The organism is Anaerocaecibacter muris (assembly GCF_943192945.1).
In the GTDB taxonomy this organism is placed as follows: domain Bacteria; phylum Bacillota; class Clostridia; order Christensenellales; family Pumilibacteraceae; genus Anaerocaecibacter; species Anaerocaecibacter muris.
The window spans coordinates 85884-100942 of record NZ_CALPCE010000006.1 but is presented as its reverse complement, the minus strand read 5'-3'; the positions used below and the strand labels follow the sequence as shown (position 1 = coordinate 100942).

The window sequence follows — 15059 nt, the reverse complement described above, 5'->3', positions numbered from 1 at the left end:
TTATTTGCCTGTATTTTCGAGCGGCGCGACATGCGGACACTCGACGGGCGCGCCTATCGGAAAAGCGGGCGCGAGCCAATTAACGGCGTTGACAAGAATTTTGCGCACGTCGGGATTGTGATAGGACGGATTGCTTTCGTGCCCCGGCTGGAAGTAGAAAATTTTACCCTTGCCGCGCGTGTAAGTAACGCCGCTCCTAAACACCTCTCCGCCCGCAAACCAACCTATAAACACCAACTCGTCGGGCGTGGGAATATCAAAGTGTTCGCCGTACATTTCTTCTTCGGCAAGCTCGATATGTTCGGGCAAACCCGCCGCAATGGGGTGCGCGGGCGCGCTCACCCACAGCCGCTCGCGGTCGTTGTCGCGCCATTTGAGCGTGCAGCCCGTGCCGAGCAGTCTGCGGAACGGTTTGGACATATGCGCCGAGTGCAAGAACAGCACGCCCATGCCGCACTGTACGCGCTTGACTATTTTTTCGACGAGCGCGTCCGACACGTTTTCGTGCATGGCGTGTCCCCACCATACAAGCACGTCCGTGCCGTTAAGTATCTCGTCGGTGAGCATACTGCCGTCGTCGCCGTCGTCCTGCCATACCGCAGTAGTGTGCATGCCTGCGCCGTCAAACAACTCCTTTAACGTCTGCTGTATGCCGTGCGGGTGTTGTTTCACAACCTCGGGATTTTCTCTGTGCCCTTTTCCGTGTTCGGAAAAAACGGTAACTTTCATAATAGTTATGACCTCCTGAATCACAATGTAAACTTACGTTATTTTGTTGTTTTGACTTTAAGCGATTTTAAATCGACGGACTTGTGCGACAGCGCGGACTGCTCCGCCGCTTCCATGATTTTCAAAACCGTCATGACCTGTTCGTGCTTTATCGACATGGGCACGCCGCCGACGACCGCGTCGTAAAACTCTTTATAAAAAGCGTGCGGCGCGGGGTGAATACGGTTTAAGTCCTCGATATTAAGCGAGTCGGCGGTGCGATACGCCATGGTCTTTGTAAAGCCGTTGCCCGCCTTTATTCCCGCGATCTTGCGCTCGGGCGAGAATATCGGCTTAACGACTTTGCCCGTGAGATCCCAGTCCTCTATGATCGCCGTGCCGTTTTCGCCGTAAACTATCCAGCGCGGCGTTTTTATGTAACAGTCGGTATCGACGACTATTTCCATGACAGTGTTCGGATATTCGAGTATAATTTTAAACCCGTCGTCCACGTCAAAACCTTGCGCGAACGAATACGAACAATATATGCTGTCGGGCGCGCCGCCGAACATGACGACGGCTTGGTCTATCAAATGCACGCCCCAGTCGAGCATCATGCCGCCGCCCTTTTCTTTGAACTTTCGCCAATCCCCCGGCACGCCGTTGCCGCCCTGCACGCGCGATTCTATGCGCAAAATCTTGCCTATGTCGCCGCTGTCGTATATGTTTTTGACAGTCAAAAAGTCCGCGTCCCAACGCCTGTTTTGGTGGACGGCAAAAACTATACCGTACTTGTCGGCGCAGGCTGTCATCTCCGCGTACTCCGCGCTCGTCGGCGCGATCGGCTTTTCGCAAATAATGTGTTTGCCCGCCGCCGCAAAATACTTGACGTATTCGCCGTGCGAGTCGTTGGGCGTGGCGATAAGCACAGCGTCGGTATTCGGGTCGGACGCTATGTCCTCTTTACTGCGAAACGCGTCGCAAGTCGCGATGCCGTTTTGCCGCGCTACGTCGTAACGGCTTTCGTCAATATCGTAAATGCCGCTCAACTCGAAGCTATCCGTTTCGACTAAACCTTGCGCGTGATAACCGCCCATTCCGCCGTAACCAACTATTGCGATTCTCAATTTTCTCATAATTCTCCCTAAAACGCTTGAACTCTGCGTCGGTATGGTTTATAATTAAACCGGTCGGTATTCCCTCGGCTTTGTTAGCTATAATATAGCACGGCGAACACCGCATTTCAACCAAAATCTAAACATCTTATTCTCAAATATTAACATTTACATTAATGGACTCGGCAAGTTACGAAGCATACAGAGCGCGCATCAACCACATACAGGCATGGCGCGGCAAGACAAACTGCTCCCCGCATTATCATCAGGCGGTGGAGATAGTAGTCGCGTTGACAGACGGCGTGTATACGCGCGTCAACAATAGCGACCGCACGCTGTCGGCGCGGCAAATTTGCGTAGCTGACTGCTTCGATATTCACATGTCGGACTCGCACGGCGACGACGTGTATATAATGGTAATACCCAAAGAACTCCTGTCCGACTATTTGGCGGTAAAACGAAAAAAGCACCTCTCAACACCGTTCATTGACGACCTCGAAACGTGCGAAAAGATTATTGCGTGCATAGAAGCGATTATAAACGACAAGCCATCACCGCTTACTCTATTGGGTTACGTAAACACAATTATGGGGCTTGTCTGCGAAACCTGCGGACTGTCCGACAGCGCGAACGCCGATATTTCCGTAATGCAAGCCGTGCTCGATTATTTGGAGGAAAACTCGAACGAGGATATAAACCTCGAATCGCTTTCCCGTCGCTTCGGATACAATAAGTATTACTTTTCCCGACTGTTCAACGAATTTTTCCAGTTTAACCTTAACGAATATCTTGCGCGTGTGCGCATAAAAAACTTTATCGCGGCAATGCGCGCCGACCCGACCGCAGACATTGTGGGCACCGCGCTCAACTGCGGGTTCAATTCGCAACAAACCTTCTATCGTTGTTTCACCAAATATTACGGCGTTTCGCCCAAGGAATATTTAAGCCAATCGCAAAAATCGGAATAAAAAAACACGCGCAAAAAACATGCGCGCCGTCGCTCGTACAAGCGACGGTTTTTTATTCCGCTATTCCTTAAAGAGTTCCGCGCCGTACTTTATATTGTGCAAACTTTTATTGTATTCTTCGAGGCGGTCGCCCATAATTTTAAACGCGATCGGGTCGCCCGTGGCGTTCGCTTTTGCGGTAACGCGGATATACGCGCACACGACGGCAAAGTGCCTGTCGAAATTGACAAACAAATGTTTGAGCGACGATATAAATTTTTCCGCCGCCGCGCACAGCGCCGCGTATTCGGCGCTCGCCCGTCCGCTCTCGCCGAACGTCAACGACAAATCCGTGCAAACCGAGTATATCAGTTCGCACGGATTGTCGGAGTTTTCGTAATGCGAAAACCGCTTTTTATTGCTCTTTTTTATAACGCCGCGCTCGCAAAGCTCTGCAAGCTCGGCGGTGAATTTTTTGTATTCGTCAAGCACGCGTCGCACCGATTACGGCTGAATATTATCGGGAATATTGCCGCCCTGTTCGGGTGCGGACGGTATGCGATCCAACAGCCCGCCCAACATTTTAATAAGTTCTTGCGGCGTTTCGGGCATGATTTGCACGGCAACCGCAAGTTGCGTTTCTTCGCCCGCGATAACCGCGACGGCGCTAAACCCGTCGAACGTGCCCGCTTGAATTTGATCGGCGTACATCGTCTTTACGGCTTGAATATCGAACTTAAATACGTGCGTCGCCGAATCGTAAGTCATTATTTGCACTTCCGACGGAACGGTTATCGCAACTTCCTTGCCGCCCGTTTCCAAATAAATTTCCACATCTTTATCGAGTTCGCCGTATATTACAGCCGTAACAATTTTGTTGCCGTTATCCCACGCGGTGGTCGAGAAATCGATTTCGAACGCGGGCGGAGCGGTTAGGTATTCGGCAATGTCGAGCGCAAAATCGAACTTGTAATTGTTGTCGGACAGCACGGTGAAGCCCGTCGCATCGCCTTTGTAGTCGTGCGCAAAATTGCCGCTTGCCGCAATGCCGACAATGTCGTTATTGCCGTCGAACTTAACGGATACCGTCAAGTCGAGCTTGTCGATTTCCACGCCGTTCGTTATTACGGCGTACAGCTCGCGCAAGTACGCGGGGACCATGCCGTCGCCCAAGTACTTATCTACCAACGGTTTGACTTCCTGCAAAGTCAAGACCGCAACTATCATATTTTTAATGGAGTTGAGCGACGCGCGCAAATCCGTCACGGTCACTTCGTCAATGAATAGCCTGTCGAACAGCGCGGGCACGTCCTGCACTGACGGCGGGTTGTCTTTGATTTCCGCCGCGACTTCGTTGAGCGCGGTCACAAACTCCGCGACCTTGCGCGCTTCTATCTTTTGTTTGGTCGCCGCGTCGAGCGTAATGCCGAACTTCGCGAGCACGCCGCTCTTTTCCAAAAGTCCGTACACGTCTATGCCGTATGCAGACGCCGCCTGTATCATTGCGCCTAACGTCACTTCGGGCTGGGACGCGACAAACGTGACTGCCATGTCGAGCACGCCGTCCAGAGTATACGGGCGCGTCGAGTCGGGCGACGCCAGCTTTAAATAATTGTTAATAAGAGTAACGGCGTTGGAGTTGTTTTTGTACGCCGAAATTATGGGCGCGAGATACGCGTTAACCTGCGCCGCGCCGTCGAACGCATACGTCGCGGTGCGCGTGTCGCCGTCGTACTCGAACAAGTCGTCGAGCGTCTTGCCGTCGGCGTTTTCGAGGAGTACGCCCAACATATACTGCGCGTAATCGAAAGTTCCCGCAGGCGTAAATTGATTAAAATAATAGCCGTCAACGCCTTGGGTGTACATGTAGCCCGTCGCCATATCTACAATATAGCGTTTAGCCGTTTCGCCCTCGCCCGCGGTCGCTTTAAACTTCGAGCCGCGTTTTTCTATCGCGCCCTCGAAGTCAACTGCGTTTGTGTGCTTTTCGGTTGACGCTAAAAATTTAATCCCGCCTTTGTAGCCGTCGGCGGATTTAAGTTTGGCGATTGCCGATGACAGAACGGGCGGCGCGGAATTGCCGTTATCCCCGTTATCGCCGTTGTCGCACGCGATCAGCGCGAAACTCATTACAACAGCGATTAAAAGCGATATTATCGCAGTCAGTTTCTTTTTCATTATTCACTCCTCCGACATAAAAAATTCGGTTCGTACCGTATACAGTATACTGCGCGAACCGAACCGTTGTCAAGACGTTTTATCTTATTCCGATATTTTCTAATGCAATTTTAACCGCGAGCGCGGCTCGAAACCGTTACATATCCTCGCGGAAATAGCGCGGGAGCGGTTTTATAGTGCCCGACGAATTTTCGAGCACCAAATAATCGAAGTCCACTTCCTCTACAAACTCCCGCCGCAAAAACTTGGCGATATTAAAATGCACAAAGTTATACGTATGGCTTTTTAGTATGACAGGCGTGGGAATATCCATGGCGCGCGTAATGTCGCAAAGATATTCAAACAGCTTATCTTCGTCGAACGCCTCGCCCAGCTCGTACATATAATCGCGCGTAATCTTGTCGCCGAGCATTGTTTTAGCCCAAATGCGCGGAAATACTTTTGCTTTGAGTTCTTTTTGATTCATTGCGCCGTCGTTATTCCAGTTCGATTGTTGCGGGCGGCTTGCTCGTTATGTCGTAAGCCACGCGGTTGACGTGTTTGACCTCGTTTACTATGCGTTCGGATATGGTCTGCAAAACATCGAACGGAATACGCGCCCAGTCCGCGGTCATGCCGTCCACGCTCGTGACGGCGCGCAGGATAACGGTATAATCGTAAGTACGTTCGTCGCCCATGACCCCGACCGTGCGAATGTTGGTGAGCGCCGCAAAATATTGCCAAATTTCTCGGTCGAGCTTGTTCTTGGCTATTTCGTCGCGCAAGATAAAGTCCGCCTCGCGCAAAATTTCCAGTTTGTCCTCCGTGACGTCGCCTATTACGCGGATTGCAAGCCCCGGACCGGGGAACGGCTGACGCATAACGATATTTTCGGGCAAACCTATTTCAAAACCGAGCCGACGCACTTCGTCCTTAAACAGCAACCGAAGCGGCTCGACAAGCTCTTTAAAATCGACTACGTCGGGCAGTCCGCCCACGTTGTGATGGCTTTTTATCTTTGCCGAGTGGTTGAGTCCGCTCTCGATGACGTCGGGATAAATCGTGCCCTGCACAAGATAATCGACCGCGCCCAGCTTTTTCGCCTCGCGCTCGAACACACGGATAAACTCCTCGCCTATGATTTTGCGCTTACGCTCGGGTTCGGTCACGCCCGCGAGCTTGTCCAAAAACAGCTTGCTCGCGTCCACCGCGACAAGGTTCATGCCCTGTTCGTCGCGGAACACGCGCACAACCTCTTCCGCCTCGCCCTTGCGCAACAATCCGTGATCGACGAATATGCAAGTAAGATTGGGGCAAGCCTTATGTATAAGCGCGGCGGCGACGGCGGAATCCACGCCGCCCGACAGCGCGCACAGCACTTTTTTCTCGCCGATTTTGGCTTTGAGCTCGGCAACGGTGCGCTCGACGTAACCGGACATCGTCCACTCGCCCGTCGCGCCGCACACGTTGTAAAGGAAGTTTTTGAGTAATTTAAAGCCCTCTTCGGTGTGCATGACTTCGGGGTGGAACTGCACGCCGTACAGCTTTTTATTAGCGTTTTCCATAGCCGCGACGGGGCACGTTTCGGTTGTGGCGGTAGCCGCAAAGCCCGCGGGCAGTTTTTCTATATAGCTTGTATGGCTCATCCAGCACGTCGATTTAGCCTTGACGTCCGCGAACAGCTTGGACTTTTTATCCGCGACTTCGAGAATACGCCTGCCGTATTCGCGCGGACCGTTGCCGACCGCGCCGCCCAGCGTGCCCGCAAGCAACTGACAGCCGTAACATATTCCGAGCACGGGTATGCCCATATCGAAAATATCCGCGTCGATGCGCGGCGCGCCTTCGTCGTTAAACGACGCGGGGCCGCCCGTAAACACAAGCCCTATCGGATTGGTTTCGGCAATCTTTTCGCGCAACTTCTGAAACGAAATCAACTCGCAATACACGTTGGCTTCGCGCACCCGTCTTGCTATCAACTGATTGTACTGTCCGCCGAAATCGACGACGAGAACTGTTTGTGCCATGTTTAACTCCTTATCTGTGTTGTGCGCGCCGCCTTGCGCGCACCGTTTATAACCGTTCTGTGATATACGTTTCGTAACCTTCGTAAGCATAGCTCGCGTCTATGCCTTTCATATAAATTTCTCGGTTAGATACGTCGTGCGTCAACGCGCTTTTAAGCAACGTTTTTAATTCCAAATCCTTGACGGGACTGCGCTCCATTGCGGCAAGATAATCGCTCTTGTCAACCCTGCTCCAATCGACCGCCGCGCCGAGCGCGCGTTTTAACATCATGTCGAGCCATATACGCGTCGCCCTGCCGTTGCCCTCGCGGAACGGGTGCGCTATATTCATTTCCACGTATTTTTCGACAATTTCGTCGAGCGTCGTCATAGGCATTTTGTCAATGCCGTCGATAGCGGCGCGAAGATACATAGCCGAGGCAAACCGAAAATTACCCTTACTTATATTGACCGTCCGCAGTTCGCCCGCAAAATCGTAAATTTCGCCGAATAGGTGTTTATGCACTGCGGCAAGTCCCGCAAAAGTTCCGACCTCTACGTCGTTTATAAGACCGCTGTCAAACAATTCGCGCGCTTTCAGCTTGCCTATGCGCTCTTCGGCTTCGGCAAGCTCGGCGGAATTTTTTATTCCGAGTTTGTTTTCCAGTGCCATGTTTCTCCTTGATTAACGGGACGCGACAAAATCAAAACCGATTTCGCCGCCTACTCATTGGCGTGCTTGCCCAGCCCCAACATCTTTGCGCGTTCGCGCATGCGCGCCGTCGCGTCGAGCAAGCGTTTGCGTATGCGCAGGCTCTTGGGCGTGACTTCCAAAATTTCGTCGTCCGCCAAAAACTCGATACAGTCTTCGAGCGTCATGCGCATGGGCGTAATCAGTTTGAGCGCGTCGTCGCTTCCGCTACTGCGCGTGTTGGTAAGATGTTTGCGCTTGCACACGTTGACAACTATATCGTCGCCGCGCGGATTCAGCCCGACGACCATACCGCCGTACACGGGCACGCCCGCGCCGATAAACAGCGTGCCGCGCTCCTGCGCATTGAACAGCCCGTAAACTATGGACTCGCCGTCCTCGTGCGCTACAAGCGAGCCGAACTCGCGGCGGTTTATCTCGCCCTTAAACGGCTCGTAACCGTCGAACACGCTCGACATAACGCCCTCGCCCTTGGTGTCGGTCATCAGTTCGCTTTGGTATCCGAACATGCCGCGCGCGGGCACTTTGAAATTCATTTTAATGCGACTGCCGTGCGGGGTCATGTCAATCAGTTCGCCCTTGCGCGTGCCCATCTTGCTCATTATAGTGCCGACGCACGCTTCGGGCACGTCTATAAACACTCGATCGACAGGCTCGCACTTGACGCCGTCGATAGTCTTTATAAGAACCTTGGGCATGCTGACCGCAAACTCGTAACCGTCGCGCCGCATGGTTTCTATCAGTATGGACAGGTGCATTTCGCCCCTGCCGCACACAACGAAACTGTCCGCCGTCGCGCCGTCCGCGACGCGTAGCGACAAATCCTTGACCGCCTCTTTATACAGCCTGTCGCGCAAATGACGGCTCGTAACGTACTTGCCCTCTTTGCCCGCGAGCGGCGAATCGTTTACCATGAACGTCATTTCGACGCTCGGCTCGGCAATCTTGACAAATTCGATAGGCGCGGTGTCCGCTTCCGAACAAACGGTGTCGCCTATCATAACGCCCTCTATACCCGAAATGCACACTATGTCGCCGACCGTCGCGCTTTCGGCGGGCACGCGTTTTAACCCGTCGTAAGTGAAAAGGCTGACAACCTTGCTTTTTACCGACTTGTCCGCGTCGTGATAGTTGGTAAGCACAATCTGATTGCCGACCGACACAACGCCGTTGCCTATCTTGCCGACGGCGAGCTTGCCCACGTATTCGTTATGCTCCGCCGACGACACAAGCATTTTGAACGGCGCGTTCTCATCACCCGACGGCGCGGGAATATGCTCTATAATAGTTTGGAACAGCGGTTGCATGCTTCTGCCGCTTTCCGTAATACTGCGCGACGCCACGCCGTTGCGCGCCGAAGCGAACACAAACGGACTGTTGAGCTGTTCTTCGCTCGCGTCGAGGTCGAGAAACAACTCCAAAATTTCGTCCACAACCTCTTTAAGCCGCGCGTCCGGTCTGTCGGTCTTGTTGACGACGACTATAATTTTAAGCCCGAGCGCGAGCGCGCGTTCCAGAACGAACCGCGTCTGCGGCATGGGTCCCTCGAACGCGTCAACAACAAGCAACGCGCCGTCCACCATTTTGAGCACGCGCTCCACCTCGCCGCCGAAGTCGGCGTGCCCGGGGGTATCGACTATATTTATCTTGAACCCGTCGTACATGCACGACGCGTTTTTGGACAGTATGGTGATGCCGCGTTCGCGTTCGAGCGCGTTGCTGTCCATAACTCTGTCCGCTACGGACTGGTTATCGCGGAACACGTTGCCTTGCTTCAACAGTTCGTTGACGAGCGACGTTTTACCGTGATCGACGTGCGCGATTATTGCTACATTGCGAATTTTCTCTTTGTTCATATAAAGTAAACGACCCGATGGAAAAGATGTTATATTCTGCTTAAATTTTATTACATTCGGCGCAAAAAGTCAAACGATTGATAATGCGGACGAAATTTATATTTGTTCCGCGCCCTTCTCGCGCAAAAAAACCGCGTCTCGCCGCGCGCCGTTATGGGTAATGTTCAACGTAATAACAGTAATACAAAACAAAACCGTGCAATAAAAACCGCTCCGCGCATAAACTCATGCACGGGGCGGGATTTGTCTTTATATATTTAATTCCGTTTGTTTTTTCTTTTTGGGCGCGTCGAACAGGCGAAAAGCTATCGCGGTCATATCGTCTTTGGGCGTGCCGCCCGACAGCGCGAGCGCGCGGGTGAGTATTGCGTTTACCGTTTTTTCGGGATTAAACGCCGACAGCCCGTTTATGAACTCGGGCAACTCGTCGCCCGCAAAGCAATCGCTCACTCCGTCCGTGACCATTATAAGCATTTGATTGGGGTACATTCTTTTTGTAGTGACGAAAGGACGCATTTCGTCGAGCACGCCTATCGGCAGAGAACTGCCTTCTATTTTTAGAACTGTGTCCGTCGTCTTTATATAGCACGGCGGCGAACCTATTTTTATTATGTCCGTCGTCGCGTTGTCGAGGTCGCACACCACTACGTCCGCGGCGGAATAGTTTTCGGTTGCAGGCAGTTTTAAAAACCTGTTGACGCCCGCGAGCACGGACTGCGAATCGAACCCCGCGCGGTAAAAACAGCTAATCAGTTCCACCGCCGCGCCGCTGCTTTCGCTCGCCTGCGCGCCCGATCCCATGCCGTCCAGCAACGCCGCCAAAAACTTATCGCCTATGCGCTCGAACGTATAGCTGTCGCCCGATATACCGTTTTTGCCCAGCCCCGCCCGTGCGTAAACGGCTTCGTAAGCGGGGCGTTTTTTGAGCGTTGCGACGCTCCAACCCGCCGCCTGCGTTTTGTCCACCGCCGTCACTTCGTAATCGCGTTTCAAACACGCGCTGACCGCTCTGCGTATTTTTTCGCGCGATGCGGACTGCGTGCGCACAACCGCCGTAACGCCCTCGCGCGTGCAAAACGCCTCCGCGCACTCCACGCCGTTGCCGTTAAGCTCCGCGACTATCTTGTCCTCCGCAATGCCGTCGAACCCGACGGGCAACGCCTGACTTTTGCCCAATTCTTCGAGCACGTCTTTTATGGCGGTAAGCCTCTCGGTCACTATGGCTTTGGCTTTGTCCTCGCTCTCGCGTTCCCGCGCGCGCTCGCGCGCGCCGTCCGTAACCGCGTCCGCGGCGTTAATCACGTCCACCGTGCGCGCGCAACTTTCGGTAAAGAATTGCGGCAGGTCGGACAGTATCGCCCTGCCCGCGTGCGCGCGTTCCGCCAGCGCCGTAAACGCCGCCGTTGCTTTTTCGCGATCGCAGTCGCCGTACTTTTGACAGTACGGACACACCCTGTCCGCGAGCGCCGCGCCCACGGCGCAATAGTCGGGCACCGGCGCGGAAAACGCGTTCATCAGTCGAGCCGTTTCGTCGAATACCGACGATACGGCGAGCATGCGATTCCCCGCGTCCGCCTTTGTGCGATTTATGTAATGCCGCACGGCAAGCCGCGCCGACCCGTCGAAATCGAAATACGCGCCCACCTTTCTGACGGCGCGCCGCGGCAGTATGAAAAACGGCAGTGCGCCCGCCGTCATCATAAGCGCGTTCCAGCCGATAATTATCGGCTCGGTAAAAAACAGCACTGCGACTGCGGCGTACACGCCTATCGCGGTAACGGCATACACGGCGCGCGGCAACCGCGAAAACGCGACCGCCGTCAGTACGAACGCCATGAACGCAGGCGCGAGCGCGACGTCGGCGTTAAGCCCCAACCCAAGAGCGACAGCCGCGCCGCCGCACAGCGCGAACTTGACGTTCATAACCGCAAGCAACAACACGAGCAACGTCGCGGGCGCAAGCCCTATCAAAAACACGTCCGCTTGCGCTCTGCCGAACGCAAGCCCCGCGACAATAAGCGTCACGCACATAGCCGCGGCTTCGGTCGGGTCGAACTTCCGCGCAAACCGCGTGCGCGCGCACTCCGCCGCCTTTGCCGCAAAGTAATAAAACATGACCGAGATAACGCCCGTTATTACCGCCGTCGTTATGTGCATGAACAAACCCGACAGCGCGGTTTCGGTGACTATCGCCGCTATCGAGAACAGCGTTTTTGCGACGTATCTGTCGCAACGCGGGAGTTTAAGCCCCGCAAACCACCTAACCGCCATAATAAAGATTACCGCGCCCGCAGTGTACAATCGCCATACTTCAAACGTAAAAAGGAACGCGCACAATAAATAAACCGGCGCGACAAAACCTATAAAGAACGCGCCCGACAGCGCGCAGAACATGGGCGTGCCGAACGGCGTGACGGCGTAAACCTTGCCGCCGCAACATACGATAAGCAAAACCGCCGCGGACAGTAACTCGACGGGCTTCACGGACTTTTTCATATATACAAACAATACCATACGCGCGAACGGTTATTATGTCGGGCTTTGGTAAATAACGGCGAAAAAAAGATAACCGCTCGATCGCACGCCGCACGCTGTCGCGTCATATACCGATAGCATGAACGTTTACGCTTACGATCGCGCCGCCGCCGCTGCTTACGCTCGCAAATGGGCGCTCGGCAGAAACCCCGCGTTTTACGATTTTAACGACATAGGCGGCGACTGTACAAACTTCGCGTCGCAGTGCATTTATGCGGGTTGCGGCGTTATGAACTATTTGCCGCTGTACGGCTGGTTTTACCGCTCCGCGAGCGACCGCACGCCGTCGTGGACGGGCGTTCAGTTTTTGCACAACTTTCTCGTCGGCAACGACGGGGTCGGACCGTTCGCCCAAGTCGTTCCGCTCGAACAGGCGGAAGTCGGCGACGTTATTCAACTGGGCGACGGGCGCGGCGACTTTTTCCACTCGCCCGTCGCCGTCGCTATCCGACCGCGCTCGCGCGGCAAAATTACCGAGGACGACATACTTATCGCTGCGCACACTTACGACGCGCTCGATCGCACGCTGTCGTCGTATAACGCGCGCCAATACCGAGCTTTGCATATTTTGGGTTACAGAAAATAGATATGCGACAATACAAAAAACTCCCGCGCCACACGTCTATTCGGCACAGGAGTTGTTATAAGCCAATGTAAAATTACTTGCGCGCGAACGCAGGCGCGTCTTTGATTGACACTATTATATAATCCGCCGCGCCGACGCACTCCGCTTTGTCGAACAAAACGCCCTCGACGGCGACAGTCGTCATGCCCGCCGCCTTTGCCGCTTTTACGGCAATCGGCACGTCGTCGTAAGCGACGCAGTCGCGCGGACTAACACCCAAAACGCGCGCCGCGTGTTCGTAAATCAGGGGCGACGATTTTTTAAATCCTATTTCGTCGGTTGTGAATATGTGCGAAAAATATTCGGATATGCCGTTGTTTTTCAAACACGCTCGGGCGAACTCGCTGTGCAGGCTTGTGACCGCGGCTATCTTAATTCCCGCCGCCGCGCACGCCGTCAAGTATTCGCGCACGCCGTCGAACGTCTTTACGGTGGTCGCATATGCTTCGCGCGCAAGCTCCGTCCACTCGTTCATAAGCGTTTCGGGAGTGTCGTCGAGCTTGTAATATTCTACCGTAAACTCCGCCGTTGCGCGAAACCCTATCGCCGCTATCGCGCGCCTGTATTCGGCAGTCGGAACAAGCCCGCGCTTGCTCAAAAATATATCGTCTATTTCGTGCCACAACCCGACCGAATCGAACAGCGTGCCGTCGAGGTCGAATATTGCCGCGCGGATATTTGCGGGCAACGCGCTCACTTTTTGCCGCCGCGTTTTAAATCGTTTATAAGCGCAATGCCCACCGTCATGCCGTCGGCGACAGCCTTACCCACCTGCTTGACCCCAACCGTACAATCGCCCGCGGCGTACAGCCCCGCAACGTTGGTCATGCCTTTTTCGTCCGTTATTATCGCGCCGTTGACGTCGGTAAACGCACCTATGCTCTTTGCTATCGCACCGCTGCCCAAAACCCCGACGGCGACAAACAATCCGTCGAGTTCGAGTTCCGTTCCGTCCTCGAACGCCACGCCGCCCACTCTGCCGTCGCGCCCGATCACGCGCGCTATCCTGTCGGTCGCGACGTTGTCCGCAGTAAAGCTCGGCGTTTCGCCGTCGGTCAACAAATACGTCGCGCCCGCGACGTTTTTAATCGCCGAATATTCATGCTCGGCAAACTCGCCCGCGCCGATCACGCCCACTCGCTTTTTGCGGTAGAAAAACGCGTCGCACACGGCGCAATAACTCACGCCCTTGCCTTCGTAATCTTTAAGCCCCGCTATATCCACGGTCTTGCGCGCCGCGCCCGTCGCCACGACGAGCCGCTTGGCTTTGTACTCTCCGACGGTCGCGCTTACCGTAAAAACTTCGCCGTCGGTCTGCGCAAACGTCGCCTGTCCGTCGATAACGGCAACGCCCAACGCCCGCGCTTGCTCTATGCCGCGATCGTAAAGATCCGCGCCCGACAGCGCACCCGAACCGTAATAGTTTTCTATGCGCTCGGCGCGGTGCAATGCGGACGCGCCGCTGTGTATAATGGCGGTAGCAAGCCCGCCGCGCATAGCGTACAACGCCGCGGAAACGCCCGCAGGTCCGCCGCCTATTATAATAACGTCGTAAATGTTTTCCATAATTCCGCCCCGTCTGCGTGCGCCGCGCTAATTATCCGCGCGGTAAACTTCATCGAAAAATCCCGAATCGGACGGGGTTATGCCCGCCGCGTACAAATGCGAAACGTCGCCCACTCCCTTACAGCGAAACGCAACCGTTCCCGCCTCGCGCTCCTCGGTCGCCACCGTAGTCACCGACGTCGGCGCGACGAAAAAGCCGTGCCAAAGCGCGGGCGCGGACACGCCCAAAAGGTGCGACAGTATGACGAACTGCACGCCCAAGTGACAAAAGAAAACCAGCGTTTTGTCGTTGCCCTTGTCGGTGCGATACAACTCGCCGTCGCGCTTGTAGCCGTATTCGGCAAGTATTCCGTCTATCCCCGAAACAACGAGTTCGCGTTGCGCCGCGACGTCGCCCGTGCGGTACAGCGGCGCGTCCTGCCATCCGTCCTTGTCGCACAGCTCGGCAACCGTCGTCCGATACGACGGCAACAAGTCCCAAGGTATGCGATTTTTGCCCGTAAGCGGGTCGGTAATTTGCACGTAAAATTCCCGCAAAAATTGCTCGACGGTAACGTCGTTGCCCGATCCTTCAAGCGCGAGCGCTGCGGTATCGCGCGCCCTGCCGAGCGGCGAACAGTAGAATCTATCAACATTCCATTGCGCAACGCGTTTGTTAAGAGCTTGCGCTTCCTTTACGCCGCGCGCCGTAACGGTGTCGTGAACGTAATCGGGATCGCCGTGCCTGATAAAAATAAGTTTCATGTCGCTCCGCGCCCCGACAAAATTAAAACGGGGCGTATCGGTATTTTACCGCATATCCCCGTTTTTGTCAAGGTAATTGCCGCGCGCA

Annotated in this window: 14 protein-coding genes; 2 read left to right on the top strand and 12 right to left on the bottom strand. The window is 54.5% G+C overall.

What is annotated here, in order from left to right:
• Both NFR57_RS06940 and NFR57_RS06935 read right to left on the bottom strand, forming a co-directional pair.
• Window positions 1-729 (bottom strand): ThuA domain-containing protein, encoded by a 729-nt coding sequence (locus tag NFR57_RS06940; RefSeq protein ID WP_251183116.1) that lies wholly within the window; start codon window positions 727-729, stop codon window positions 1-3.
• Window positions 730-767: 38 nt separating this feature from the next.
• Window positions 768-1844: a Gfo/Idh/MocA family protein gene (locus NFR57_RS06935; RefSeq protein ID WP_251183115.1), complete on the bottom strand. Its 1077-nt coding sequence runs from the start codon at window positions 1842-1844 to the stop codon at window positions 768-770.
• 155 nt (window positions 1845-1999) lie between these two features.
• On the opposite strand from NFR57_RS06935, the gene NFR57_RS06930 reads away from it, so the two are divergent.
• On the top strand, window positions 2000-2791 hold the full coding sequence (locus NFR57_RS06930) for a helix-turn-helix transcriptional regulator (protein ID WP_251183114.1): 792 nt from the start codon (window positions 2000-2002) through the stop codon (window positions 2789-2791).
• A 60-nt stretch (window positions 2792-2851) separates the two neighbouring features.
• On the opposite strand, the gene NFR57_RS06925 is transcribed toward NFR57_RS06930, so the two are convergent.
• The 7 genes from NFR57_RS06925 to NFR57_RS06895 form a co-directional block, all read right to left on the bottom strand.
• The gene (locus tag NFR57_RS06925; RefSeq protein ID WP_251183113.1) at window positions 2852-3262 is read right to left on the bottom strand and encodes a hypothetical protein; all 411 of its coding nucleotides are present in this window, start codon (window positions 3260-3262) and stop codon (window positions 2852-2854) included.
• 12 nt (window positions 3263-3274) lie between these two features.
• Complete coding sequence (locus NFR57_RS06920; RefSeq protein ID WP_251183112.1) at window positions 3275-4948, bottom strand: hypothetical protein; 1674 nt, start codon at window positions 4946-4948, stop codon at window positions 3275-3277.
• A 136-nt stretch (window positions 4949-5084) separates the two neighbouring features.
• Window positions 5085-5414 (bottom strand): hypothetical protein, encoded by a 330-nt coding sequence (locus NFR57_RS06915; RefSeq protein WP_251183111.1) that lies wholly within the window; start codon window positions 5412-5414, stop codon window positions 5085-5087.
• Window positions 5415-5424: 10 nt separating this feature from the next.
• The gene (gene guaA, locus NFR57_RS06910; protein WP_251183110.1) at window positions 5425-6954 is read right to left on the bottom strand and encodes a glutamine-hydrolyzing GMP synthase; all 1530 of its coding nucleotides are present in this window, start codon (window positions 6952-6954) and stop codon (window positions 5425-5427) included.
• A gap of 46 nt (window positions 6955-7000) precedes the next feature.
• Entirely contained in the window at window positions 7001-7606 is a 606-nt protein-coding gene (gene fic, locus NFR57_RS06905) for a protein adenylyltransferase Fic (protein ID WP_251183109.1), read from the bottom strand.
• Window positions 7607-7656: 50 nt separating this feature from the next.
• A complete protein-coding gene (gene typA, locus NFR57_RS06900; protein ID WP_251183108.1) occupies window positions 7657-9501 on the bottom strand; it encodes a translational GTPase TypA in 1845 nt (614 codons plus the stop codon).
• Between the two features lie 249 nt (window positions 9502-9750).
• Window positions 9751-11997, bottom strand: coding sequence for a SpoIIE family protein phosphatase (locus NFR57_RS06895; RefSeq protein WP_251183107.1), 2247 nt, complete (start codon window positions 11995-11997; stop codon window positions 9751-9753).
• A 118-nt stretch (window positions 11998-12115) separates the two neighbouring features.
• On the opposite strand from NFR57_RS06895, the gene NFR57_RS06890 reads away from it, so the two are divergent.
• A complete protein-coding gene (locus NFR57_RS06890) occupies window positions 12116-12622 on the top strand; it encodes an amidase domain-containing protein (protein ID WP_251183106.1) in 507 nt (168 codons plus the stop codon).
• A gap of 73 nt (window positions 12623-12695) precedes the next feature.
• Here NFR57_RS06890 and NFR57_RS06885 read toward each other — a convergent pair whose 3' ends face one another.
• Genes NFR57_RS06885 through NFR57_RS06875 form a run of 3 tightly spaced genes read right to left on the bottom strand, consistent with a single transcriptional unit; the run spans window position 12696 to window position 14971 of the window.
• Entirely contained in the window at window positions 12696-13358 is a 663-nt protein-coding gene (locus NFR57_RS06885; RefSeq protein ID WP_251183105.1) for an HAD family hydrolase, read from the bottom strand.
• Window positions 13355-14227 carry an NAD(P)/FAD-dependent oxidoreductase gene (locus NFR57_RS06880; protein ID WP_251183104.1) on the bottom strand — a complete coding sequence of 291 codons (873 nt, stop codon included), beginning with the start codon at window positions 14225-14227 and terminating at the stop codon, window positions 13355-13357. The genes NFR57_RS06885 and NFR57_RS06880 overlap by 4 nt, the downstream gene beginning before the upstream one ends.
• 27 nt (window positions 14228-14254) lie before the next feature.
• Window positions 14255-14971 (bottom strand): histidine phosphatase family protein, encoded by a 717-nt coding sequence (locus tag NFR57_RS06875; protein ID WP_251183103.1) that lies wholly within the window; start codon window positions 14969-14971, stop codon window positions 14255-14257.
• Window positions 14972-15059: the final 88 nt, after the last annotated feature.

Coding starts and splice junctions, on each gene's coding strand:
- NFR57_RS06940 (WP_251183116.1), bottom strand. CDS start 729: ATGAAAGTTACCGTTTTTTCCGAACACGGAAAAGGGCACAGAGAAAAT.
- NFR57_RS06935 (WP_251183115.1), bottom strand. CDS start 1,844: ATGAGAAAATTGAGAATCGCAATAGTTGGTTACGGCGGAATGGGCGGT.
- NFR57_RS06930 (WP_251183114.1), top strand. CDS start 2,000: ATGGACTCGGCAAGTTACGAAGCATACAGAGCGCGCATCAACCACATA.
- NFR57_RS06920 (WP_251183112.1), bottom strand. CDS start 4,948: ATGAAAAAGAAACTGACTGCGATAATATCGCTTTTAATCGCTGTTGTA.
- NFR57_RS06915 (WP_251183111.1), bottom strand. CDS start 5,414: ATGAATCAAAAAGAACTCAAAGCAAAAGTATTTCCGCGCATTTGGGCT.
- guaA (WP_251183110.1), bottom strand. CDS start 6,954: ATGGCACAAACAGTTCTCGTCGTCGATTTCGGCGGACAGTACAATCAG.
- fic (WP_251183109.1), bottom strand. CDS start 7,606: ATGGCACTGGAAAACAAACTCGGAATAAAAAATTCCGCCGAGCTTGCC.
- typA (WP_251183108.1), bottom strand. CDS start 9,501: ATGAACAAAGAGAAAATTCGCAATGTAGCAATAATCGCGCACGTCGAT.
- NFR57_RS06895 (WP_251183107.1), bottom strand. CDS start 11,997: ATGAAAAAGTCCGTGAAGCCCGTCGAGTTACTGTCCGCGGCGGTTTTG.
- NFR57_RS06890 (WP_251183106.1), top strand. CDS start 12,116: ATGAACGTTTACGCTTACGATCGCGCCGCCGCCGCTGCTTACGCTCGC.
- NFR57_RS06880 (WP_251183104.1), bottom strand. CDS start 14,227: ATGGAAAACATTTACGACGTTATTATAATAGGCGGCGGACCTGCGGGC.
- NFR57_RS06875 (WP_251183103.1), bottom strand. CDS start 14,971: ATGAAACTTATTTTTATCAGGCACGGCGATCCCGATTACGTTCACGAC.